Annotated in this window: 24 protein-coding genes; 22 read left to right on the top strand and 2 right to left on the bottom strand. The window is 43.3% G+C overall.

What is annotated here, in order from left to right; translation table 11 throughout:
* Positions 1-47 precede the first annotated feature (47 nt).
* From rnc to RFK25_RS00330, 11 genes are all read left to right on the top strand, one after another.
* Positions 48-734, top strand: coding sequence for a ribonuclease III (gene rnc / locus RFK25_RS00380; RefSeq protein ID WP_332410607.1), 687 nt, complete (start codon positions 48-50; stop codon positions 732-734).
* A gap of 2 nt (positions 735-736) precedes the next feature.
* Positions 737-4,270 (top strand): chromosome segregation protein SMC, encoded by a 3,534-nt coding sequence (smc, locus tag RFK25_RS00375; RefSeq protein WP_332410604.1) that lies wholly within the window; start codon positions 737-739, stop codon positions 4,268-4,270.
* Between the two features lie 100 nt (positions 4,271-4,370).
* Positions 4,371-5,045, top strand: a complete 675-nt coding sequence (gene rpiA / locus RFK25_RS00370) for a ribose-5-phosphate isomerase RpiA (RefSeq protein WP_332410603.1) — start codon at positions 4,371-4,373, stop codon at positions 5,043-5,045.
* 132 nt (positions 5,046-5,177) lie between these two features.
* Positions 5,178-6,389, top strand: a complete 1,212-nt coding sequence (locus RFK25_RS00365; protein ID WP_332410602.1) for a phosphopentomutase — start codon at positions 5,178-5,180, stop codon at positions 6,387-6,389.
* Positions 6,389-6,745 (top strand): arsenate reductase family protein, encoded by a 357-nt coding sequence (locus RFK25_RS00360; RefSeq protein WP_332410601.1) that lies wholly within the window; start codon positions 6,389-6,391, stop codon positions 6,743-6,745. Before RFK25_RS00365 ends, RFK25_RS00360 begins: the two co-directional genes overlap by 1 nt.
* 11 nt (positions 6,746-6,756) lie before the next feature.
* The gene (gene arsC, locus RFK25_RS00355; protein WP_332410599.1) at positions 6,757-7,161 is read left to right on the top strand and encodes an arsenate reductase (glutaredoxin); all 405 of its coding nucleotides are present in this window, start codon (positions 6,757-6,759) and stop codon (positions 7,159-7,161) included.
* Between the two features lie 92 nt (positions 7,162-7,253).
* Positions 7,254-8,063 carry a purine-nucleoside phosphorylase gene (locus RFK25_RS00350; protein ID WP_332410596.1) on the top strand — a complete coding sequence of 270 codons (810 nt, stop codon included), beginning with the start codon at positions 7,254-7,256 and terminating at the stop codon, positions 8,061-8,063.
* A gap of 9 nt (positions 8,064-8,072) precedes the next feature.
* Positions 8,073-8,777 (top strand): LemA family protein, encoded by a 705-nt coding sequence (locus RFK25_RS00345; RefSeq protein ID WP_332410592.1) that lies wholly within the window; start codon positions 8,073-8,075, stop codon positions 8,775-8,777.
* Positions 8,778-8,850: 73 nt separating this feature from the next.
* A complete protein-coding gene (deoD, locus tag RFK25_RS00340) occupies positions 8,851-9,564 on the top strand; it encodes a purine-nucleoside phosphorylase (protein ID WP_332410682.1) in 714 nt (237 codons plus the stop codon).
* Between the two features lie 171 nt (positions 9,565-9,735).
* Positions 9,736-9,981, top strand: coding sequence for an HIRAN domain-containing protein (locus tag RFK25_RS00335; protein WP_332410591.1), 246 nt, complete (start codon positions 9,736-9,738; stop codon positions 9,979-9,981).
* Positions 9,982-10,163: 182 nt separating this feature from the next.
* Positions 10,164-12,431 (top strand): glycogen/starch/alpha-glucan phosphorylase, encoded by a 2,268-nt coding sequence (locus RFK25_RS00330; RefSeq protein ID WP_332410590.1) that lies wholly within the window; start codon positions 10,164-10,166, stop codon positions 12,429-12,431.
* Between the two features lie 21 nt (positions 12,432-12,452).
* Here RFK25_RS00330 and RFK25_RS00325 read toward each other — a convergent pair whose 3' ends face one another.
* Entirely contained in the window at positions 12,453-13,031 is a 579-nt protein-coding gene (locus RFK25_RS00325; RefSeq protein ID WP_332410589.1) for a VanZ family protein, read from the bottom strand.
* A gap of 96 nt (positions 13,032-13,127) precedes the next feature.
* Between RFK25_RS00325 and hemW the strand changes: the two genes are divergently transcribed.
* The 7 genes from hemW to galE all read left to right on the top strand — a co-directional run bounded on the left by hemW (position 13,128) and on the right by galE (position 18,391).
* Positions 13,128-14,264, top strand: a complete 1,137-nt coding sequence (gene hemW / locus RFK25_RS00320; RefSeq protein WP_332410588.1) for a radical SAM family heme chaperone HemW — start codon at positions 13,128-13,130, stop codon at positions 14,262-14,264.
* Positions 14,265-14,276: 12 nt separating this feature from the next.
* Positions 14,277-15,017, top strand: coding sequence for an acyl-ACP thioesterase domain-containing protein (locus RFK25_RS00315; RefSeq protein ID WP_332410585.1), 741 nt, complete (start codon positions 14,277-14,279; stop codon positions 15,015-15,017).
* On the top strand, positions 15,004-15,621 hold the full coding sequence (locus RFK25_RS00310) for an NUDIX hydrolase (RefSeq protein WP_332410584.1): 618 nt from the start codon (positions 15,004-15,006) through the stop codon (positions 15,619-15,621). Before RFK25_RS00315 ends, RFK25_RS00310 begins: the two co-directional genes overlap by 14 nt.
* A gap of 9 nt (positions 15,622-15,630) precedes the next feature.
* Positions 15,631-16,404, top strand: coding sequence for a TIGR01457 family HAD-type hydrolase (locus RFK25_RS00305; protein ID WP_332410583.1), 774 nt, complete (start codon positions 15,631-15,633; stop codon positions 16,402-16,404).
* Positions 16,394-17,020: a TIGR01906 family membrane protein gene (locus tag RFK25_RS00300; protein WP_332410582.1), complete on the top strand. Its 627-nt coding sequence runs from the start codon at positions 16,394-16,396 to the stop codon at positions 17,018-17,020. Before RFK25_RS00305 ends, RFK25_RS00300 begins: the two co-directional genes overlap by 11 nt.
* A gap of 81 nt (positions 17,021-17,101) precedes the next feature.
* On the top strand, positions 17,102-17,278 hold the full coding sequence (gene rpsU / locus RFK25_RS00295) for a 30S ribosomal protein S21 (RefSeq protein ID WP_000048054.1): 177 nt from the start codon (positions 17,102-17,104) through the stop codon (positions 17,276-17,278).
* Positions 17,279-17,377: 99 nt separating this feature from the next.
* Complete coding sequence (gene galE, locus RFK25_RS00290) at positions 17,378-18,391, top strand: UDP-glucose 4-epimerase GalE (RefSeq protein WP_332410581.1); 1,014 nt, start codon at positions 17,378-17,380, stop codon at positions 18,389-18,391.
* A gap of 87 nt (positions 18,392-18,478) precedes the next feature.
* Here galE and mscL read toward each other — a convergent pair whose 3' ends face one another.
* Positions 18,479-18,838: a large conductance mechanosensitive channel protein MscL gene (mscL, locus tag RFK25_RS00285; RefSeq protein ID WP_105108426.1), complete on the bottom strand. Its 360-nt coding sequence runs from the start codon at positions 18,836-18,838 to the stop codon at positions 18,479-18,481.
* Positions 18,839-19,019: 181 nt separating this feature from the next.
* Between mscL and dnaG the strand changes: the two genes are divergently transcribed.
* The 4 genes from dnaG to RFK25_RS00265 all read left to right on the top strand — a co-directional run bounded on the left by dnaG (position 19,020) and on the right by RFK25_RS00265 (position 24,833).
* Positions 19,020-20,807, top strand: a complete 1,788-nt coding sequence (dnaG, locus tag RFK25_RS00280) for a DNA primase (protein ID WP_332410578.1) — start codon at positions 19,020-19,022, stop codon at positions 20,805-20,807.
* Positions 20,808-20,809: 2 nt separating this feature from the next.
* Complete coding sequence (rpoD, locus tag RFK25_RS00275) at positions 20,810-21,928, top strand: RNA polymerase sigma factor RpoD (protein WP_105124944.1); 1,119 nt, start codon at positions 20,810-20,812, stop codon at positions 21,926-21,928.
* A gap of 615 nt (positions 21,929-22,543) precedes the next feature.
* Complete coding sequence (locus tag RFK25_RS00270) at positions 22,544-22,867, top strand: metal-sulfur cluster assembly factor (protein ID WP_024379411.1); 324 nt, start codon at positions 22,544-22,546, stop codon at positions 22,865-22,867.
* Positions 22,868-23,384: 517 nt separating this feature from the next.
* Positions 23,385-24,833 carry an aminotransferase class I/II-fold pyridoxal phosphate-dependent enzyme gene (locus tag RFK25_RS00265; protein WP_332410577.1) on the top strand — a complete coding sequence of 483 codons (1,449 nt, stop codon included), beginning with the start codon at positions 23,385-23,387 and terminating at the stop codon, positions 24,831-24,833.

Below are 24,833 nucleotides of genomic sequence, written 5' to 3'. Positions count from 1 at the left end.
TGAAACTTCTATTTTGTAACGATTACTCTTTAGAAAGGAGTTAGATGATGAAAGATTTACATAAAAAACTTTTGGCGGATTTTGGGATTGATTTTTCGGATTTGAGTTTGCTGGAAACGGCTTTTACCCATACTTCTTATGCCAATGAGCATCGCCTTCTAAAAATTTCACATAATGAACGCTTGGAATTTTTAGGAGACGCTGTTCTCCAATTGATGATTTCCAAGTACCTCTATAAAAAGTATCCTGATAGACCGGAAGGGGAGATGTCCAAGTTACGTTCGACCTTTGTTCGTGAGGAGTCCTTGGCTGGTTTTTCGCGTGCCTGTGGCTTTGATCAATTTCTTCGTCTTGGTAGAGGAGAAGAGAAGTCTGGGGGGCGCAATCGTGATACCATTTTGGGAGATGCTTTCGAGGCTTTCTTAGGAGCTCTGCTATTGGACAAGGGAGAAAGGACCGTGGAGGAATTTATCCATAAGGTCATGATTCCTCGTCTGGAAAAGGGGAATTTTGAGCGAGTGACTGACTACAAGACAGCCTTACAGGAAATCCTGCAGGTAAATGGTGAGATTGCAATTTCTTATCAGGTGGTGGCTGAATCAGGTCCTGCCCACGATAAGACCTTTGAAGTCGAGGTATCTGCGGACCAGCGTGTGATTGGTCGTGGTCGTGGTCGTTCTAAGAAATTAGCTGAACAAGCCGCCGCAAAAAATGCTGTGGAGGCTAGAGGATAGGTATGTATCTTAAATCGATTGAAATGCAGGGCTTCAAGTCCTTTGCGGACAAGACCAAGGTGGTTTTTGACCGTGGGGTGACAGCCGTTGTAGGACCGAATGGTTCGGGCAAGTCCAATATTACAGAAAGTTTGCGTTGGGCCTTGGGAGAGTCGTCTGCCAAAAGCCTGCGTGGAGGCAAGATGCCAGATGTTATCTTTGCGGGGACTGAAAGCCGTAAGCCTCTTAATTATGCTTCCGTTGTCGTAACCTTGGATAATAGCACAGGTTTTATTGCTAATAAGAATAAAGAAATCAAGGTAGAACGCCATATTTATCGGTCTGGTGATAGCGAATACTTGATAGATGGTCAGAAGGTTCGTCTGCGGGATATTCACGATCTCTTCATGGATACTGGTTTGGGGCGTGATTCTTTTTCTATCATCTCGCAAGGACGGGTTGAGGCTATTTTTAATTCCAAGCCAGAAGAACGCAGAGCTATATTCGAAGAGGCTGCTGGTGTTTTAAAATACAAGACTCGTAAGAAAGAAACGGAGAGCAAGCTAGCTCAGGCTCAAGGAAATTTGGACCGTTTGGACGATATTATCTATGAATTGGACAATCAGGTCAAACCCTTGGAGAAACAGGCGCTAACGGCTAAACAATTTTTGGAACTGGATGGCCAACGTAAGGAACTGTATCTGGATGTATTGGTTGCTCAGTTAACCCAAGGTAAGGAAATTTTGACTGCCAAGGAAAGCGAACTTGAAGTAGTTAAGTCAGACTTAGCAAGCTACTACCAACAGCGTTCAGAGCTAGAGAAAGAAAACCAGTCCTTAAAAGAAGAACGCCATCGCTTATCCGAGCAAATGGAGCGTGAACAAGCTGTTTTGTTGGATTTGACCAAGTTGATCAGTGACTTGGAACGAAAAATTGACCTTCATAAGTTAGAAAGCAGTCAGAATGAATCCAGTCGACAAGAAGCTCAGTCGCGTTTAGAAACCCTGGTTGCGAAGCGAGGACAACTGGAAGAGGAAATTGTTCTCAAGCAGGAAAGTTTGGAAATGTTGGGAGCTTCCTTGTTCAAATTGAAAAAGGAAATTGCTTCGGTTGATAAGGAGATTTCCTATTTCTCTGAAGATCCAGATCAAGTATTGGATCACCTGCGTGAGCAGTATGTTACCCTCATGCAGGAAGAGGCTGAGGCTTCCAACCGCTTGACCAAGATTCAGCAGGATATTGCCAATCAAATCAGTTTATCAGAAAGTAAATCTGCTGACCTAGCACGTTTACAGACAGAAAAACAGACAGCTCAAGAAGAATTGGCTAAGAGCCAGGTAGCCGCAGAAGAGGCTGATCAAGTCTTGCGGGGCTTGCTCACATCCTATCAGACCAAGAAAGAAGAGATTGAACAGGCTCAGGCTGCCTATCAAGTTGAACAAGGTCGCATGTTTGATCTAATTGATCAATTGAAGGGCAAGCAGGCTCGCCAGTCAAGTTTGGAAGCTATCTTAAAAAATCACTCCAATTTCTACGCAGGAGTCAAGGCTGTTTTGCAGGCTTCGTCTAGTCTGGGTGGCATCATCGGGGCAGTTAGTGAGCAGTTGACTTTCGATACTCGTTACCAGACAGCTTTGGAAATTGCCTTGGGCGGAGCTAGCCAAAACGTTATCGTCGAAGACGAGGCGACAGCCAAGCGAGCGATTGCTTTCTTGAAGGAAAAACGTCAAGGTCGGGCGACCTTCTTGCCTTTGACCACTATCAAGCCGCGTCAATTGTCCAGTCAGCAACTTGCCCAACTTCAAGCCTCAGATGGTTTCTTGGGACTAGCAAGCGACCTCGTGACCTATCAACCAAATCTAGATGCTATTTTCCAAAATTTGCTAGGCACTATTGCGATTTTTGATAGCATTGACCATGCCAATCAGGCGGCGCGTGCGACCAAGTTTCAGGTCCGTATGGTGACTATGGATGGTGCAGAAATCCGTCCTGGCGGTGCCTTTGCGGGTGGTAGCAATCGAAACAACAACACCACCTTCATTAAGCCTGAACTCGACGCTCTTTTAGGAGAAATAGCAGAGCTGTCTAGCCAGTTGAAAGAGCAAGAAAACTTGGTGGCGACTAAGAAGACAAGTCTAGACCGCGTCAGAGAAAGTCTGGAAACCATCAAGGCTGAGGGGGAAGAGGCTAGACTGAGCCAGCAGAGCGCAAGGATTCATCAAGAACAGGCAGAAAATCGTCTAGCTCAGGTGACAGCTCAGTATGACTTACAAATGAGTCAGGTTAGCCCAAGCATTTTGACTGAGTTAGAAGATGAAGCTAGCAAGGAAGAAATCAGCCTTCAATCCTTGACGGAGAAAAAACAAGCTTTAGACAATCAAATCAATCAGGTGCGTGACAATCGAGACAGCATCCAAGAAAGTCTGCAGAAACTACAAAGTCAGAAGGGTCAATTAACCTTGGAGCAGGCAGAAGTTTCTAGTCAGCTGCGCTTTGAACAGACAGACCTCAATCGTTTACAGGAAGAAAAAGGGACTACTGAAAAGGAAATCTCTATACTGGAAGATCTGATTAACCAGAAAGTTGAGGCTTTAGAAGATACTAGTATTGAAATTCTGGAAGAGCAATTACAGTCTGCGACTGATAAGCAAAGCCAAACCAATCAGATTCAAATCCGCTTAAAATTTGAGTTGGAAGATATTGACGGTCAGTTTGAAGACTTGGAAGGTCGCTTGGAGCAGGCTCGAACTAAGAATGATGACCTCATTCGCAAACAGGCCAAGTTAGAAGCTGATTGTGAGCAAGCTGGAGACCGGCTACGGACCTTACTTGGTCATTTGACAGAGCATTTCAAATTGAGCTTTGAAGCGGCTCAGGACCAGGCAAATGCAGTAGAGAATTTGCCTCTGGCTGAACAAAGTCTGAAAGAATTGGAGCGTTCTATTCGTGCTCTTGGTCCGGTCAATCTGGATGCCATTGAGCAGTATGATGAGGTCAATAACCGTCTGACCTTCCTCAATGAACAACGGACGGATATTTTGTCGGCGCGTGATTTGCTCTTGAATACCATTCATGAAATGGATGATGAAGTCAAGGAACGCTTTAAGGTCACTTTTGAAGCCATTCGCGAAAGCTTCAAGCAGACTTTCAGACAGATGTTTGGCGGTGGTTCTGCGGACTTGATATTGACGGAGCAGGATATCTTGACTGCGGGTGTGGAGATTTCAGTTCAGCCTCCGGGTAAGAAAATCCAATCTCTCAACTTGATGTCTGGTGGCGAAAAGGCCCTCTCGGCCCTCGCTCTGCTATTTTCCATTATCCGCGTCAAGACAATTCCTTTCGTTATCTTGGACGAGGTGGAGGCAGCATTGGATGAGGCTAATGTCAAGCGGTTTGGGGATTATCTCAACCGCTTTGACAAGGATAGCCAGTTTATCGTCGTGACCCACCGGAAAGGAACCATGGCGGCTGCTGATGTTATGTATGGGGTGACCATGCAGGAATCTGGTGTGTCCAAGATTGTTTCTGTTAAACTGAAAGATGTGGAAAAATTATAGATGGGGGTAGGTTTTATTAGCCTTCTTGTAGAAACCAGTAGGCAGAATTCTCTATCCATGCTATAATGAATGTAAACGGTTTAGCTGAAAGGAGCAATTCATGACAAATTTAAAGGAACAAGTTGGGATTAAGGCGGCGGAGTTTGTGACGGATGGCATGATCGTCGGCTTGGGGACAGGTTCGACAGCCTACTATTTTGTACAAGAAATCGGACGTCGGGTGCAGGAAGAAGGCTTGCAGATTACAGGTGTGACGACCTCTCATGCCACTGCAGACCACGCTGCCTCTTTAGGAATTCCTTTAAAGAATATAGATGAAGTTGACTATGTAGACTTGACAGTTGACGGAGCTGATGAAGTTGACGGGGCATTCAATGGTATCAAGGGTGGAGGTGCCGCACTGCTCATGGAGAAGGTGGTTGCGGTCAACAGCAAGGATAGCATCTGGATTGTGGATGAATCTAAGGTGGTCGATACCCTTGGCGCCTTCAAGTTGCCAGTGGAAGTGGTGCAATATGGTTCTGAAAATCTTTTCCGCCTCTTCGAGAAAAAGGGTTATCGTCCAAGTTTTCGGATGAAGGATGGACAGAAACATGTGACCGATATGAAGAATTTCATTATAGACCTAGATTTGCAACGAATTGAAGACAGCTACGCCTTGGCTGATGAATTGGATAGAACAGTTGGTGTCGTAGAGCACGGGCTCTTTATAGGCTTGATTTCTAAGGTCATTATCGGCACACCGCAGGGACCAAAAATTCTTGAAAAGAAATAAAGTGAAAACGCTTCTCATTAAACTAACTATGAGAGGCGTTTTTGTGGTATAATGAAAAGACGAACAATAGAACCTGTATTCACTATTCAGCACCTCGCTTGTCAATGCAAGTTCTTAGAAAAAGGAGTTCTTATGTCTAAATTTAAACGTATTCATCTGGTGGTTATGGATTCTGTTGGAATCGGTGCGGCTCCAGATGCGGACAAGTTTTTCAATGCTGGTGTTAACGACACGGAGTCTGATACACTAGGTCATATCTCTGAGAAGGCAGGGTTAGTAGTCCCCAATATGGCTAAAATTGGTCTTGGAAATATTCCTCGTGACACAGCTCTTGCGACTGTTCCAGCTGAGGAAAATCCGACTGGCTACGTGACAAAGCTGGAAGAGGTGTCGCTCGGTAAGGACACTATGACAGGCCACTGGGAAATTATGGGTCTCAATATTACTGAACCATTCGACACTTTCTGGGACGGCTTCCCAGAGGAGATTTTGACAAAAATCGAAGAATTCTCAGGACGTAAAATCATCCGCGAGGCAAACAAGCCCTATTCAGGTACAGCTGTTATTGATGACTTCGGTCCTCGCCAAATGGAAACTGGGGAGTTGATCGTCTATACTTCCGCAGACCCTGTCCTTCAGATTGCAGCCCACGAAGACATTATTCCGCTTGATGAATTGTACCGTATCTGCGAGTACGCTCGTTCCATTACCCTTGAACGTCCAGCTCTTCTTGGTCGTATCATCGCCCGTCCATACATTGGTGAGCCAGGCAATTTCTCTCGGACTGCCAACCGTCATGACTATGCGGTGTCACCGTTTGAAGCAACTGTTCTCAATAAATTAGCAGATGCAGGTGTACCTACCTACTCTATCGGCAAAATCAGTGACATTTTCAACGCATCAGGTATCACAAATGACATGGGTCACACCAAGTCAAATATGCACGGTGTCGATGTCTTGATTGAAACCTTGCAGTTAGCTGACTTTGAGAAAGGTTTCTCCTTTACCAACTTGGTGGATTTTGATGCTGTTTATGGTCACCGCCGTGACATCGAAGGCTACCGCGATTGTTTGGAGGAATTCGATGCTCGTATCCCAGAAATTATCGAAAATATGCGTGAGGATGATTTGCTCTTGATTACAGCAGACCATGGAAATGACCCAGCCTATGCAGGTACGGACCATACCCGTGAGTATGTGCCACTCTTGGCTTACAGTAAGTCCTTCAAGGGAAGTGGAGTCTTGCCAGTTGGACATTTTGCGGATATTTCAGCTACAATCGCTGAAAACTTTGGCGTTGAAAAAGCCATGATTGGTGAAAGTTTCTTGGACGGATTGGTTTAATGGAACAACTGACGGTTTATATCAATCCCGACTGCAGCAAGTGTAAGAAATTACAAGTCTTATTGCCTAGTCAGAACTTGGACATTAAGTGGGTCAATTATTTAGAACATCCACTGACAGATGTAGAGTTGGCAGCTCTTTTGAAAAAAATGGGAAGTCAACCTTCAGCAGTCATTCGGTTGACGGAGGAGGAACGACAAGGTTTGTCTGAAACAGACATTTTTCAACGTCTAGTTGCAGAACCTGCCTTGCTCAACCGTCCTATTATCGAGCGAGAACAGACAGCCTTTCTCTGCCGTCCCCTTGACATTATCAAAGAAAACATGCCAGAATATGACTGGTCAGCTTATTTATAAGAAAGGTAGCTATGGACAAAGTAACCATTTACCATAATCCAGAATGTGGTACATCACGAAATACACTTGCTCTCATTCGTCATCTTGGGATCGAACCAGAGATTATTCACTATCTGGAAACTCCTCCTAGCAAGGAAAAATTAGTAGAGTTGCTGGCAGAAATGGATTTGACAGCAAAAGAACTGCTTCGGACCAATGTTCCCCCTTATCAAGAGATGGGGATTGATTGGGACAAGGCTGATGAGGATGACATTTTATCAGCAATGGTTACAGAACCCATCCTCATCAATCGACCGATTGTTGTGAGTTCCAAAGGGGTGAAATTGTGCCGGCCGTCGGAAGTTGTGCTGGATTTACTCCCGCCGATGACAGCAGATTTTATCAAGGAAGATGGAGAAGTTGTCTCTCCTCGCTAAGAGTGAGGACATTCTCCCTAGAAACATTCATAGAAAGGAAAATTTGGTTGGTGTAGCCAACTGAATGGGATTACGTCCCTGCAATTTATATTATGTCACTAATAGAAAAAATTTATGAAACAAAAGCTTTTTTAGAAGAAAAAGGAATGATCAAGCCTGAATTCGGTTTGATTTTGGGTTCTGGCTTGGGTGAATTGGCTCAAGAAGTTGAAAATGCCATTGTCATCGACTATGCGGATATTCCAAACTGGGGCAAGTCAACAGTTGTTGGTCACGCTGGTAAGTTGGTTTATGGTGATTTGGCTGGACGTAAGGTCTTGGCTCTTCAAGGTCGTTTCCATTTCTACGAAGGAAATCCGATGGAAGTTGTGACTTTCCCAGTTCGTGTCATGAAAGCTCTTGGTTGTGAAGGAGTGATTGTCACCAATGCCGCAGGTGGTATCGGTTACGGTCCAGGTACCCTCATGGCCATTACAGACCACATCAACATGACAGGTCAAAACCCATTGATTGGTGAAAACTTGGAAGAGTTCGGACCACGTTTCCCAGATATGTCCAATGCCTACACCAAAGAATACCGTGAGAAAGCCCATGCTGTTGCGGAAAAATTGGGTATCAAGTTGGACAATGGTGTCTACCTTGGTGTGACAGGTCCTACCTACGAAACTCCAGCTGAAATCTTGGCCTTCAAGACCATGGGGGCCCACGCAGTCGGTATGTCAACAGTGCCAGAAGTTATCGTGGCGGCCCATTCAGGCATGAAAGTCTTGGGAATTTCTGCTATTACCAACTTTGCGGCTGGTTTCCAATCAGAACTCAACCACGAGGAAGTCGTAGAAGTAACCGAGCAAATCAAGGGTAACTTCAAGGGCTTGGTCAAAGCTATCTTGGCTGAGTTGTAGGAGGGACCAATGACCAACAAACCCTGGTTCAGTGTTCTGAAAGGGATAGGCATTATTGCGCTACTTACAATCGTATGGTTGTTCTTCTTCGCAGCTATTGATACAAGTGGCTCTGAAACCAACTATGAGCCTTTCGATGGTGCTTCGATTATTTGTGCAGTAATTTCTTATCTGATTATTTTATTTATACTACAATATAATAAGGTTGTTCACTTAAAAGAGGAGATTACCACTTCTTACAAAGCAATAGAGATTAAACAACTACATGTTACAAAGTTGTTGGACCAACTGCAAGAAGTGACGGATAAAATTGTAGATCACGAGTTAAAAATGTCTGTGAAGAATACCTTTTCCGAGTTGATTGAAGAGGAGAAGCAATCAGATCGTTTGACTGCAGAAGGAAATGATGCCAATCATCATCAGACCAAGAAGAAATTTACTTCCAATTCAGGTTCCAACAATTTCCATGACCATCTGTCGCAACAATCTGAAAAAGTTACAAAGTTGGGGGAACGGATCGAACGGGATACAAAAGGAAGGGCTGACGAGAGTTTGCGGGATTTGATGCTAGAAATCAAAGAAGCTGAAGCTCTGGTGACCAACCAACGCCTGTATTACAACGATACGGTTTCACAATACAATAAATCAATCTATGCCTTGCCATTTGCCTTCTTAAGAGGGACACTTGGTTTCAAGGAGCAAGCCTATATGTAACCTAGTCAATTTGGAATCTGTGTTACATAAATAGAGAAAAGAAAGGAAGGGCTAGTAGCCCTTTGTGAAAAAAATGAGTATCCATATTTCCGCAAAACCAGGTGAAATCGCTGATAAGATTTTGCTTCCTGGTGATCCACTTCGTGCTAAATTTATCGCTGAAAACTTCCTTGAAGATGCAGTTTGCTTCAATGAAGTTCGCAATATGTTCGGCTACACAGGTACCTACAAGGGTCATCGTGTCTCTGTCATGGGAACAGGTATGGGAATGCCTTCTATCTCTATCTACGCCCACGAGCTTATCAACGACTACGGCGTGAAGAAGCTTATCCGTGTGGGAACTGCAGGTTCGCTTAACAAGGATGTCCATGTTCGTGAATTGGTCTTGGCTCAGGCAGCAGCAACCAACTCTAAAATGATGAACATTGATTGGCCAGAATATGACCTGCCACAGATTGCTAGCTTCAATCTCTTGGACAAGGCCTATCATATTGCTAAGGAACTCGATATTACTACTCATGTGGGCAATGTTCTATCTTCAGATAGTTTCTACTCACCAAAACTCTTTGCTCGTAACTTGGAACTGGGGCAAATTGGTGTTAAGGCAGTCGAAATGGAAGCAGCAGCCCTTTATTATTTGGGTGCTAAATTTGGCGTAGAAACGCTGGCTATCATGACCATCTCAGATAGCTTGGTCAATCCAGAAGAAGATACGACAGCAGAAGAGCGTCAAAACACTTTCACAGACATGATGAAGGTCGGTTTGGAAACCTTGATTGCGGAATAAGCTGAACGATTTTACTATGGAGGCTGCTTATGACGTTTGCAAATTTTGAACCGACACGGCACATCGAAGATTTTCATTTGGCAGGATTTGCTTACTAGTCAGACAGTCCAGTGGACTGTCTGAGCTCGCTCCTTGAAAACGAGAAGGGAGCGATGGTTAAAAGAGTTGAAGTTGGGCACTTCCTTAGAAATGCTTGCAGAACCGACCAATCCCTATGATTCAGAGGCTGTTGTCATTCTGTATCAAGGGAAAAAGTTAGGTTACATTCCCAAGCATAAGAATAGCTTGATTAGTCGTATGTTATTCTATGGACATGGTGACATTCTTGAAGCCCGTGTTCAAATGATTGATTTGACTGAACACCCTGAGCGACAACTTCGTGTGGTTGTAAAATTTAAAGATAATCGCAAAAAATAAGGGACAGGGCTAATTAGTTCATTCTGAATGCTATAGAATAAAAAGGCGAACTATATACAGGATGGTATAATAGCTTGCCTTTTTTCGCTAAATAAGGTATAATTATCATATAGAAAACGTTTACAAAAAAATGAGAAACGTTTCTGAATGATTACATTAACATATACAAAAGGAGATAAGCAGTGATTAACTTACAAAATTTTGTCCAATCCATGTATGCAAAGCGTATCGAGGACTGTTCTGACCATGAACTTTATTATGCTTTGCTCGCATTTACAAAGCAACAGAGTGAAGCAAAATACACCAATGAGCAGAAGAAAAAAGTTTATTACATTTCTGCGGAATTCTTGATTGGTAAACTCTTGTCTAACAACTTGATTAACTTAGGTGTTTACGATGAGGTGAAAAGCCAGTTAGCAGCTGCAGGTAAGGATTTGATTGCTATTGAAGATGTTGAGATGGAGCCATCTCTTGGTAACGGTGGATTGGGGCGTTTGGCTGCTTGTTTCCTTGATTCCATTGCTAGTCTTGGACTAAATGGTGATGGTGTTGGTCTCAACTACCACTTTGGACTATTTCGTCAGTTGTTTGAATACCACCAGCAATCGGCAGTGCCGAATGAGTGGATTACGCCACGTTCTTGGTTGACAGAGTCTCCAATTTCTTACCAAGTTCCATTTGCTAACTTTACTTTGACGTCTAAGTTGTACGATATCGATGTACCAGGTTATAAGACTGAGCGGAAGAATCGTCTGCGCTTGTTTGACTTAGGCTCTGTGGATGACAATATCATCTATGATGGGATTGAGTTTGACAAGGAAGATATTTTCCGTAATTTGACTCTCTTCCTCTATCCAGATGATTCAACGGATGAAGGTAAAGTTCTCCGTATCTTCCAGCAATATTTCATGGTATCAAACGCAGCCCAACTCTTGATTGACGAAGCAGTAGCTAAAGGTTCAAACCTCCATGACTTGCCAGACTATGCAGTAGTGCAAATCAATGATACTCATCCATCGCTAGTCATTCCAGAATTGATTCGTTTGTTGGAACTCCGTGGCATTTCCTTTGATGAGGCAATCGAAATTGTTAAGAAGATGACTGCCTACACCAACCACACAATCTTGTCTGAAGCCCTTGAAAAATGGCCGCTTGACTTCTTGAATCGGGTAGTTCCACACTTGGTGCCATTTATCGAGGAATTGGACCGTCGAGCAAAAGAAGTGAAGAATGATCCAGCAGTCAATATCATCGATGAACATGGCCGTGTTCACATGGCACACATGGATATTCACTATGGATATTCTATCAATGGTGTGGCTGCCCTCCATACTGAAATCTTGAAAACTTCAGAGTTGAAGGCCTTTTATGAGCTCTATCCAGAGAAGTTTAACAACAAGACAAACGGTATCACCTTCCGCCGTTGGCTCATGCATGCCAATCCACGTTTGGCAGGTTACCTGGACGAGCTACTGGGACATGGCTACCACCACGATGCCAGTGAGTTAGAGAAACTATTAGATCACAAAGACAGTAAGGAATTGAGAGCATGGTTGGAAAAAACAAAGCAACACAACAAGCGGAAGTTGCAACGTCATATTGCCAAAACTCAAGGTGTACATGTCAATCCTGAATCCATCTTTGATGTGCAAATCAAGCGCATGCACGAGTACAAGCGTCAACAGATGAATGTCCTCTATGTGATTCATAAGTATTTAGATATCAAGGCAGGCAATATCCCGACTCGTCCGTTAACAGTCTTCTTTGGAGGAAAAGCAGCTCCAGCCTATACAACTGCCCAAGACATCATTCACTTGATTTTGGTCTTGTCACAGGTTATTAAAAATGATCCAGAAGTGGCTCCGCACTTGCAGTTGGTCATGATTGAAAACTACAACGTAACAGAAGCTAGCTTTATCATTCCAGCAGCGGACATTTCTGAGCAGATTTCTCTTGCGTCTAAAGAAGCATCTGGTACTGGTAACATGAAATTCATGCTCAACGGTGCCTTAACTATTGGTACAGACGACGGTGCAAACGTAGAGATTCATGAGTTGGTTGGTGATGAAAATATTTACATCTTCGGTCAAGATAGCCAAACCGTTATCGATCACTACGCAAATGGAACCTACAACCCATTTGCCTTCTATGAGCGTGAAGCGATTCGTCCATTGATCGATTTCATCACATCTGATACCATTCGTCAGGCTGGTGGTATTGATGAACGCCTCTGGCGTTTGCAGGACAACCTCAAGCACAATGACCACTTCATGACCTTGCTAGATTTGGAAGACTACATTGAAACCAAGGAAAGAATGTTGGCAGACTATGAAGATCGCGATAGCTGGTTGGACAAGGTCATCGTCAACATTGCTAAAGCAGGATTCTTCTCATCAGACCGTACTATCCAACAGTATAACGAAGATATTTGGCATTTGGAAGCTAAATAAACTAAAAATGACCTTTCGAGGTCATTTTTTCTGTATTCTATTTTTGAAAGATTGAGCCATTGCGGATTGTCCCCAAAGATTTCCAAGGGCAAAACCAGAGGTGTTGAGCAAGATGTCGTTGAGGTCAAAGAAGCCCAGTGAAAAGAAGAATTGACAAGCTTCAACCAGTAAAATAGCCCCTACAAAGAGAGAAAGTTTTTTCCAAGAAAATGAAAAAAGCAAGCCGAGTGGTAAAAAGAGCAAGAGGTTAAAGACCAATATAGCAGGATTGAGAAATAGGTCTTGAGAGAAGGTGCTAAGGAGATCCAAGTTGACACCTTTGACGTCCATACTTTTGAAAAAGAGAAGATAGACTAGCAGGAGCCCGTAGCAAGCGTAGAAAAACCAAATTGTCAGTCTCGAAATGTGGGGCTTATAGACAAGTCGAAATAGGGTAAAGCAAAATCCGGTCATTAACAGGATTGCGGCAAGTGTCGGCCAAAAATCAATCGTCATGAAAATGTTTGAAAATTGGTAAAAAAGAAAGGTCATGAAGAGCCAACGGCAAAGTAGAAATGACAGAATCAAGTTGATACAATCGTAGAAAATTTCTTTTTTCATAGAGGACCTCCTTTTTATTTTATTATATCATTATTTTAAAGATGGGGTAAAGTATCTAGAAAATAATTTCACTGACAGTATGCTATAATAGTTCTTATGAAAAAACGACCGACATCTGCTTATATCCACATTCCATTTTGCACTCAGATTTGTTACTACTGTGACTTTTCCAAGGTCTTTATTAAGAATCAGCCAGTTGACGAGTATTTGGCAGCCCTCATGGAAGAGGTCAAGTTTTACGACCTGCCAGCCCTCAAAACCCTCTATATCGGAGGCGGAACACCATCGGCTCTCTCGGCAGACCAGCTAGATTATCTCCTGACCAGTCTGGAGGAACTATTGGACTTGTCGCAACTGGAAGAATTTACCATCGAGGCCAATCCAGGTGACTTGACGGCAGACAAGATTGCAGTTTTGAAAAAATCCAAGTGCAATCGGGTATCGCTTGGTGTCCAGACCTTTGACGACCGTATGTTGAAAAAAATCGGTCGCAGTCACAATCAGGCCCAGATTTATGAAACCATTGCAGCCCTTAAGGAAGCGGGTTTCCACAACATTTCCATTGACCTGATTTATGCCCTGCCTGGTCAGACTATGGAGCAGGTGGTGGACAATGTCGCCAAGGCCTTGGAGCTGGACATTCCCCACATGAGCCTCTATAGCTTGATTTTGGAGAACCATACGGTCTTCATGAACCGCCAGCGTCGTGGCAATCTTCATCTACCCAACGAAGATGTGGAGTCCGATATGTTCGACTACATTCTTCAGGAGTTGGAGAAAAACGGCTTTGAGCACTACGAAATCTCCAACTTCACCAAGCCTGGTTTTGAAAGTCGCCACAACCTCATGTACTGGGACAACTCGGAGTATTATGGTCTAGGAGCAGGAGCTTCAGGCTACATTGACGGCATGCGCTACCGCAACCGCGGCCCCATCCAGCACTACCTCAAATCCATCCGCGAAAAAGGCCATTCCCGCCTGCACGAAGAGTTTCTCAGTAAGACCGAGCAGATGGAAGAAGAGATGTTTTTAGGCCTACGGAAAAAAACTGGCGTGTCCATTGAGCGATTCGAGGAAAAGTTTGGCATTTCCTTTGAAGACCGCTACGGTCAGGTGGTCAGAGACTTGAAAAATGAAGGTCTCTTGCAAGAAGAAGACCGTTGGCTTCGGATGACTAAAAAGGGATTGTTTCTGGGCGATACAGTTGCAGAGCGTTTCATTATAGAAGATTAGAAAGAGGACACAATGGGACTAAGCTACCAAGAAGAGTTCACCATTCCCTTTGATATGGTGGATGTCAAACAAGAAATCAAACTACCTGACTTTATTTCCTACTGTCTTGGTGTATCAGGTCGGCAGTCGGAAGAACTAGGTCGGAGTGACCTCTATGTTTTTCAGGAATTTGGCTTGATTTGGGTGGTAACGGATTATGAACTAACTATTCAACGCCTTCCCAAGTACAATGAAAATATTGTTATAAAAATAGAAGCGGTTGCCTACAACAAGTTTTTCTGTCATCGGATGTTCTATATCTACGATGCAGCAGGCAATCTCTTGCTGGATATTCTTTGTTATTTTGTTCTGATTGATTTTGAAACTCGCAAGGTGGCGCCTGTGCCAGAAGCCTTGATTGCTCCTTATCAGTCTGAGCAGGTCAAGAAATTGCCTCGGGCTCCCAAGTATCAGCTCTTGGAAAATCCATCTGTCCAAGAATTTCCTGTTCGCTATTTTGATTTGGATATGAATGGTCATGTCAATAATGGCAAGTATCTGGAATGGATGTATGAAGCACTGGGCTATGATTTTCTGCTCTGCCATGTCCCTAAAAAAATCCAACTCAAGTATCTCAAGGAAGTAGAGGCGACTAGCTTGGTAAGTTCACGCATGGTGGCAGAAGCTGGTGTCAGCCAGCATGAGATTGTGGTGGATGGACATATCCATGCGCAAGCTGTCATAGAATGGAGGGAACATCATGTCGCAGGATAAGTGGTTGGAATGGGCCGTACGTTTACAAGCCTTGGCTCAGACAGGCTTGGCCTATGGAAAAGATGTTTATGACATGGAACGATTTGAGGAAATCAGAAAGATTGCGGCGGAAATGTTGGTAGAGCCATCTGGACAGCCCTTGGAGGTGGTGAAAGACTTGTTTTGCAATGAAACAGGCTATCAGACACCCAAGCTGGATACCCGCGCAGCTATTTTCCAAGAGGATAAAATCCTACTGGTTCAGGAAAACGATGGACTCTGGTCCTTACCAGGTGGTTGGTGCGATGTGGACCAGTCCGTCAAGGACAATGTGGTGAAAGAGGTCAAGGAAGAAGCGGGGCTGGATGTGGAGGCTCTACGAGTCGTTGCGATATTGGACAAGCACAAGAACAATCCTGCCAAGTCAGCCCACCGCGTGACCAAGGTCTTCATTTTATGTCGTCTCCTTGGCGGGGAGTTTCAGCCTAATTCGGAAACAGTCGCCAGTAGCTTTTTCAGTCTAGATGACTTACCACCGCTCTACCTTGGGAAAAATACAGCTGAGCAGTTAGCCCTTTGCTTGGAAGCTAGTCAATCTGAGCACTGGGAAACACGATTTGATTAAGGAGGAAAAATGACATATTCAGGTTATTTGATCGATTTGGATGGTACGATTTATGAAGGGAAAAAGCGGATTCCTGCTGGTGAACGTTTTATTCATGGCTTGCAGGAGCGCAACATTCCCTATCTCTTTGTGACCAACAATACCACCCGTCGTCCTGAAACGGTACAGGCTATGTTGGCTGAAAATTTTAACATTGAAACACCCCTGGAGACCATCTATACAGCCAGTCTGGCAACAGTAGATTATATGAATGACTTGGGCAAGGAAAAGACAGTCTATGTCATTGGAGAAGACGGGCTCAAGTCTGCCATTTTTGAGGCAGGTTATGTGGAAGACATGGAAAATCCAGCCTATGTTGTTGTCGGTTTGGATACTCAGTTGACCTATGAAAAACTGACTATTGCCACCTTGGCTATTCAAAAGGGAGCGACTTTCATCGGTACCAATCCTGATTTGAACATTCCGACTGAAAGAGGTCATTTGCCAGGAGCAGGCTCACTTATTGCGCTTTTGAAAGCTGCTACCCGAGTAGAGCCTACCTTTATCGGTAAGCCTGAAGCCATTATCATGGACAAGGCTCTGGAGATTTTAGGGACGGAGCGTAGCCAAACGGTTATGGTCGGGGATAACTACCTGACGGATATTCGGGCAGGGATTGACAATGGTTTCCCAACTCTTTTAGTTCTGACTGGATTTACCAAGCCAGAAGAAGTAGCAGACTTACCCCTGGCTCCAACCCATGTCCTCAACAGCCTAGATGAATGGAGTTTTGATGAGAACTAAGTTACAGATTATCGGAACGATTTTATTTGTCTTATCGGTAGCAGTTCTAGGAACTGTCTACCTAGCTTGGCTGACCTATCCACTAGAAATTTACTTTTTAGGATTGGAAAAAATTGTCTATATGAAATCATCAGATATTTCCTATAATTTTAATATCCTGATGAACTATCTGACTAATCCATTTGCTAAAGTGCTAGATATGCCCAATTTTTCATCATCAGCTGATGGTCTGAAACATTTTGCGGATGTCAAGCATCTCTTTCACCTAGCTCAAGGCATTTTCCTCATCAGTCTGCCTGCTGTCTTCTATTTTTGGAAAGAAGTGGTGCGAAAAGGATATGGAAAACTCTATCGAACTGTTTTTATGTGGATGGCTCTTGCTCCTGTGATGATTGCAGTGATGGGCATGTTGATCGGTTTTGATAGTTTCTTTGTCCTCTTCCATCATCTGCTCTTTCCAGGTGATTCGACCTGGCTCTTTGACCCACTGACAGATCCGGTCATTTATATACTTCCACAGGAATTTTTCCTTCATTGCTTTATTCTCTTTTTCATCCTCTATGAAATTTTTTGCGGTATTTGGTTTTTTCTTATAAAAAAATGTGACATTCGATAGGAAATGCTAATAAAAGTCTTGACAATCGATTTGTTTTACAGTAAAATGATTAAGACTTTGAAATTGAGGGGAGTGAAAATAATGTCAAAAACAGTAGTACGCAAGAACGAATCACTTGATGATGCTCTTCGTCGTTTCAAACGTGCGGTTACTAAAGCTGGTACTCTTCAAGAAACACGCAAACGCGAATTCTACGAGAAACCATCTGTAAAACGTAAACGTAAATCAGAAGCAGCTCGCAAGCGTAAAAAATTCTAATTGAATTTGAACAGCCTCAGGGCTGTTTTTTGTTTACTTTTCAGCCTGTCTAACTTATAATAGGTATATAAAATATTGTCCAAGTGAAAAGGAGTATATATGAGTATCTTGGTTACAGGTGGAGCTGGCTATATTGGTAGTCACACCGTTGTGGAGTTGTTGAAGTTGGGAAAAGACGTTGTCATCGTAGATAATCTCTCCAACTCAAGTATTTTGGTTTTGGATCGCATCGAAACCATCACTGGTAAACGACCAGGTTTTTACCAGCTTGATGTAGCAAATAAGGTTGCCTTGCGTGAGGTTTTTGAAAAAGAAAGTATTGAGGCAGCAATTCACTTTGCAGGCTACAAGGCAGTTGGTGAATCTGTTGAAAAACCAGTCATGTATTATGAAAATAATATCATGTCTACTTTGGCTTTGGTGGAAGTTATGGCAGAGTTTGGTGTCAAGAAGATTGTCTTCTCATCTAGTGCAACTGTCTATGGACTCAACAATCCATCGCCTTTGGTGGAAACCATGCCAACCAGCGCAACTAACCCTTATGGTTACACAAAAGTCATGTTGGAACAAATCCTGCGTGATGTAGAAGTGGCAGACAAGGAATGGAGCATTGCTCTTCTCCGTTATTTCAACCCAATTGGTGCCCATGAATCAGGTCTAATCGGTGAAGATCCAGCTGGCATTCCAAACAACCTCATGCCGTTTGTGGCTCAAGTTGCTGTTGGCAAACGTCCAGAACTCAGCGTCTTTGGTGATGACTATGATACAGTGGATGGAACAGGTGTTCGTGATTATATCCACGTCATTGACTTGGCTCTTGGTCACATCAAGGCCTTGGAAAAAATCTCAACGACAGCAGGTGTCCATACCTATAACCTTGGTTCTGGTCAAGGAACCAGTGTTTTAGAACTGGTTCAGGCTTTTGAAAAAGTGAATGGTGTACCGGTACCTTATAAAATCGTTGACCGTCGTCCGGGTGATGTAGCGACCTGCTATGCTAACGCCGATAAGGCTTTAGCAGAACTCAACTGGAAAACAGAAAAAACTATTGAAGATATGTGCCGCGACACCTGGAACTGGCAGTCTAAAAATCCAAATGGATACCAAGGATAAGAAAAGATGTGAGTAGTGGCTCACATCTTCTTTTTGTCATAGTGCAAAAGAAAAACAGGCACAGGGCCTGTTTCACTATCTTATCGATTATTTTTTCAACAAGTCGCGGATTTCTGCAAGCAATTCTTCTTGAGTTGGACCAGCAGGAGCTGCTTCTTTCTTAGGCATTGCTTTTTCAGCAGCCTTAACGATGAAGAACAAAACAGTACCGATGATCAAGAAGTTGATAACAGCGCTCAAGAAGTTACCATAAGTAACACCATTCCAGCTCAAGTCAGCAATTTTATCTGCGCCAGCAGCTTTCAAAGCTGGTGTAAGCAACAATGGTGTGATCAAGTCAGCAACGAATGAATCAATGATGGCTTTGAAGGCAGCACCAAAAATTACTGCAACTGCAAGGTCAATAACATTACCTTGGAACAAAAACGCTTTTAAATCTTTCAACATATCCTAAATATGTCCTTTCATAAATATTTTACTCTATATATTATAACCATTAAAAAATATTTTACAAGCAATTTGTTTCAGAAATTTTACATTTTTCAATTTTTGGTATAAAATAGAATATGTTAAACTAAGGGAAGAGTGTCCACTTTTCAATTAGCAAATAGGATGTTGAGGAGGATATATGCTGTCAAAAGATAAAATAACAGAAATCAAACAAGCCCTCAATATCGTGGATGTGATTGGTGAAACAATTGCTTTGACCAAGGCTGGACGCAATTTTCTTGGTCTTTGTCCCTTTCATGGAGAAAAAACTCCTTCCTTTAACGTCATTGAGGATAAACAGTTCTATCATTGTTTTGGTTGCGGTAAGTCTGGGGATGTTTTTAAATTTATTGAGGAAACCCGAGGTGTTTCTTTCACTGATGCGGTAGCCATTTTGGCAGAAAAAGCTGGGTTTCAGGTAGAAGTATCCACCAATCATTTTCAGCCTAAGAAAGAAAATCCACATCAAGCTCTCTATGATATCCATCAAGATGCGACAAAGTTTTACCATGCCTTGTTGATGACGACAAAGATGGGCGAGGAAGCTAGACAATATCTCCATCAGCGTGGTTTAACGGATGAAGTTATTAAGAGTTTTCAACTAGGTTTAGCACCAGATGGACAAAATATTCTTTATCAGAAACTTTCTCAGAACTACGATGAAGATAGCCTGCTTCATTCGGGTCTTTTCAATCCCAGTGAGCAGAATATGATTTTCGATGCTTTTCAAGGGCGGATCATGTTTCCGCTAACCGATGAATATGGTCGAGTGATTGCCTTTTCGGGTCGAATTTGGACAGAAAAAGACTTACAGAATAAGCAGTTAGCCAAGTATAAAAATTCTCGTGGCACAGCTATTTTCAATAAAAGTTACGAATTATATCATTTGGATAAAGCCAAGGCGGTTATCAAAAAGCAGCGGGAAGTTTACCTGATGGAGGGATTTCTAGATGTTATTGCGGCTCATCGGGCTGGTATTGACAATGCGGTAGCTTCTATGGGGACGGCTCTGACTCGCGAGCATGTTGGTCATCTGGCCAAGTTTTGCAAGAAAATTGTTCTGACCTATGATGGTGATAGGGCTGGTCAAGCTGCCACTATGAAGGCTTTGGATGAATTACGAGATTTTCAAGTTGAGATTGTTAGTCTACCTGACAATATGGACCCTGATGAATTTTTACAAAAAAATTCAGAAGAGGCCTTGCGCCAAGTCCTTACTAAGTCACGGATTAGCGATGTAGAATTTTTGATTGACTATCTAAAGCCAGAAAATCCAGATAATTTGCAGATGCAGATTGAATTTGTGGAGAGGATTGCTCCTATTATTGCAAGGGTTTCGTCGATTACTGCACAAAACACTTATATTTATAAGGTTGCGGAAGTCCTATCTGATTTTGACTACGGTCAGGTGGAGCAGGCTGTCAATGCTGTTCGCTTACATCAGCGACAGGAACGAAGTCAGCAAGCCTATCATCAACAGAAAGAGCAGGTCTATGCACCGCCTGTTCAGGCTATTTCCCGGCTGACAGGTCTTATCCGAACTGAAAATCACCTGCTTTACCGTATGGTCGAGCACCCTTATATTTTAAATGAATTTCGTCTGCGAGAAGATTTTTATTTTGCGACACCGGAATTGCAGGTATTATATGAATTACTGAAAAATCAAGGTGAGATTAGTAGTTTTGGCTTATCCCAGTTAGATGATACCGTCCAACAAGCCTGGTATCGGATTTTGGAAGAGCGTCTGCCAAAGGAAGTGGCGCAAAATGAAATTGAAGAATTAGAATTTCGCCGTGACAAGGAATTATTACGAAAGGAAAATCAACACCTAACACGGAAAATCCGTGAACATTCCCATGTAGGAAATGCGGATATTGCCCTCGATGAGTTACAAAAATTGCTCGAGAAAAGAAAACAAATGGAGTAAATATGACAAACAAAAAAGATAAAAAGACAGAAGTAACGACCTTTGATGTGCAGGTTGCTGAATTTATTCGTAATCACAAAAAACAAGGTTCAGCGACCGATGATGAAATCAATGACCAGCTGGTTATTCCGTTTACACTTGATGCTGATGGGATTGATGACTTGCTTCAACGAATTCAGGATGCAGGAATTTCGATTGTGGATAAGGAAGGTAACCCATCTGCACGTGCTTTGCAGGTTGAAGAAGAGCCAGAGCTTTCTGATGAAGAATTGCTAGGAAGCACGTCCGCAAAGGTTAATGACCCTGTCCGCATGTACTTGAAAGAAATCGGAGTCGTTCCGCTTTTGACCAATGAAGAAGAGCAAGAATTAGCCTTGGCAGTTGAAGCTGGCGATCCTGAAGCAAAACAACGTTTGGCTGAAGCTAACTTGCGTTTGGTTGTTTCCATTGCTAAACGCTATGTGGGGCGTGGTATGCAGTTCCTTGATCTTATCCAAGAAGGAAACATGGGCTTGATGAAGGCTGTTGACAAGTTTGACTACTCAAAAGGTTTCAAATTTTCAACTTATGCGACTTGGTGGATTCGTCAGGCCATTACTCGTGCTATTGCAGATCAGGCTCGTACTATCCGTATCCCAGTTCACATGGTAGAAACCATCAATAAATTGGTTCGTGAACAACGCAATCTCTTGCAAGAGTTAGGGCAGGATCCAACGCCAGAACAAATTGCAGAGCGTATGGATATGACACCTGAAAAAGTCCGTGAAATCCTTAAGATTGCCCAAGAGCCAGTGTCTTTGGAAACCCCAATCGGTGAAGAAGATGATAGCCATTTGGGAGATTTCATTGAAGATGAAGTGATTGAAAATCCAGTTGACTATACTACTCGAGTTGTCCTTCGTGAGCAATTGGATGAAGTGCTAGATACTCTGACAGACCGTGAAGAGAATGTTCTCCGCCTCCGCTTCGGTTTGGACGACGGAAAAATGCGAACTCTTGAAGATGTAGGTAAAGTCTTCAACGTAACTCGTGAACGTATCCGCCAGATTGAAGCCAAAGCCCTTCGCAAACTCCGCCACCCATCCCGTAGCAAACCACTCAGAGATTTTATTGAGGATTAAAAACCTCCGGGGGAGGTTTTTAACGCCTGCTTGAAAATAAGAAAGCAGGCTAACCCAGTGGTGTTTTAACCCGAGCCTAGAAATAGGAAAGCGAGGCATAAGCCTACGGATAGGCTTTCTCAACGTCCGCCCAGAAATCCGAAAGCGGACAAAGTCCGGTGGCACTTATCAGGTCGCGTGCTAAAAATTTGAAACAAGCGAGAGTTCGGGGGACTACAAGAATCCTGACTTCCGTCAGTTCTATTTCCAACCTTCAACAGTCTCCCAGACTGTTGAAGCTCGCTGAAAACAGGAAACGAGCGTACTCAACACCTGCTAAGAATTGAGAATGCAGGCTAACAAAGTGGTGTCTTCACTCGAGCCTAGAAATAGGAAAGCGAGGCATAAGCCTACGAATAGGCTTTCTCAACGTCCGCCTAGAAATCCGTAAGCGTACAAAGTCAGGTGGCACTTATCAGGTCGCTTGCTAAAAATTGGCAACAAGCGAGAGTCCGGGGGAGGTTTTGACACAAACCTGGTTTGTTTCATTTCTAACCTTCAATAGTTCATGGCTTATTTGGATGAAATTTTTGTTCCTTTAGATGACAATGCAATAGTGAAAAGAAAGAGAGAAAAATGGCCTATACAGAAGAACAGGTAAAAGAAATTCAAGAGCGTATTTTTCATGCTCTAGAAGACGTGATTGACCCTGAGCTAGGGATTGATATTATCAATTTGGGGCTCATTTATGAAATTCGTTTTATCGAAGGTAAGGCCGAGATTGATATGACTCTGACAACTATGGGCTGTCCCTTGGCTGACTTGATTACCGATCAAATTCATGATGTCTTAAAAGATGTTCCAGAGGTAACGGAAGTAGATGTTAGACTGGTTTGGTCACCGGCCTGGACAGTTCAAAAAATGAGCCGTTACGCTCGAATTGCTTTAGGAATTAAATAGTTTCAAAAAGATGATTTCGAATATTCGAAGTCATTTTTTTAGAATTGTTCATGATTTTGTTGAAAAAATATCAATTTTCCACTTGTCAAATCGGAATATTCGTGTTAGAATATACTAGCCTAGGAAAAGTTATTATACCTATTCTAGCAAATATCAGACCTATATGGGATGGGTAGCTCTGCTATTTATCATAACCAAAGCCTACGGACAGGCGGGTCGAATGCCGAAGCGTGGCGTAAGTCACATTATTGATAGGGTTAAAAGCCTACATTTTATAAGTTGATGTTGGGAAGGTTTTCCTAATTTCTAATTTTGTCAGTGTGGTGAAAGCACACGTCATCTTGTGAAACGGTCAATAAAGTACGTATATATTTGCACTGGAGAGTAGGAAACGGTAGGCACATAAACTCAAGAGAAGAATAAAAAACGTCAATTTGGATTGTAGAGCAGGATGAACCCTGCTCTTTTTGCTTTGTTAAAAAGGGTAGGAGTCCATCAAGCAAAGGAGTTTTTCGATATGAAAAATCAACACCAAGCCCCTATTTATCAGGGATTGGTACAGTTACGCCGAAAACGGATTGTTCCCTTTGATGTACCTGGACACAAACGGGGTCGGGGAAATCCTGAATTAGTAGAACTACTTGGCGAAAAATGCGTGGGGATTGATGTCAATTCCATGAAACCTTTGGATAACTTAGGGCATCCTGTGTCCATTATCCGAGAGGCCGAAGAATTGGCAGCGGAAGCCTTTGGTGCCAGCCATGCCTTTCTCATGGTTGGAGGGACTACCTCTTCCGTCCAGACCATGATTTTAGCAACCTGTAAGGCAGGCGATAAGATTATCCTCCCTCGAAATGTCCACAAGTCAGCCCTCAATGCCCTGGTTCTATGTGGTGCCATCCCGGTCTATGTGGATATGAGCGTGGAGCCGCGGATTGGTATTGCTCTTGCTTTGGAAAATGAAGCTTTTGAACGGGCGATTTCTGAGCATCCTGATGCGGTTGCTGTCTTAATCAACAATCCGACCTACTATGGTATCTGCTCGGACCTGCGTACCTTGACTGAGAAAGCTCATGCAGCGGGCATGAAAGTTTTGGTAGATGAGGCCCACGGTGCTCATTTGCATTTTTCGGACCAATTGCCAGAGGCGGCTATGGATGTGGGGGCTGATATGGCAGCTGTTTCTATGCACAAATCAGGTGGCAGTCTGACCCAGAGCTCTCTCCTCTTAGTCGGTCCAGACATGAATGTGGAATATGTCCGCCAGATTATCAACTTGACCCAGTCAACGTCTGCCTCCTATCTCTTGCTGGCTAGTTTGGATATTTCACGGAGAAATCTGGCCCTTCGTGGGAAAGAGTCTTTTGAAAAAGTCCTTGAAATGTCTGAGTATGCTCGTCGTGAAATCAATGCCATCGGTGGCTACTATGCCTATTCCAAGGAATTGATTGATGGTAAAACGGTGCATGATTTTGATGTAACCAAGCTCTCCATCTATACGCAGGGCATTGGTTTGACAGGGATTGAAGTCTATGATTTGCTGCGGGATGAGTACGACATCCAGATTGAATTTGGTGATATTGGCAATATCCTGGCCTATATCTCCATCGGTGACCGCTTGCAGGACATCGAGCGACTAGTGGGAGCACTGGCTGACATCAAGCGTTTGTATTCTCGCGATGGTTCGGATTTAATTTCAGGAGAATACATCCAGCCGCAGCTGGTTTTGTCACCGCAGCAGGCTTTTTATGCAGAGCGGGAAAGCCGTTCCCTGCAAGAAGCAGTTGGTCAGGTCTGCGGGGAATTTGTCATGTGCTATCCGCCAGGTATTCCTCTTTTGGCCCCTGGAGAACGAGTGACCCAAGAAATTGTTGACTACATCATCTTTGCCAAGGAGCGCGGTTGCTCCGTCCAAGGTACGGAAGATCCAGATGTCAACTACATCAATGTTATAAAGGAGGGCTAA

Source organism: Streptococcus sp. SS-4456 (assembly GCF_036680365.1).
Classification (GTDB): Bacteria; Bacillota; Bacilli; order Lactobacillales; family Streptococcaceae; genus Streptococcus.
Note: the sequence above shows the minus strand (reverse complement) of the source record. Positions and strands in the feature narration are given on the sequence as shown.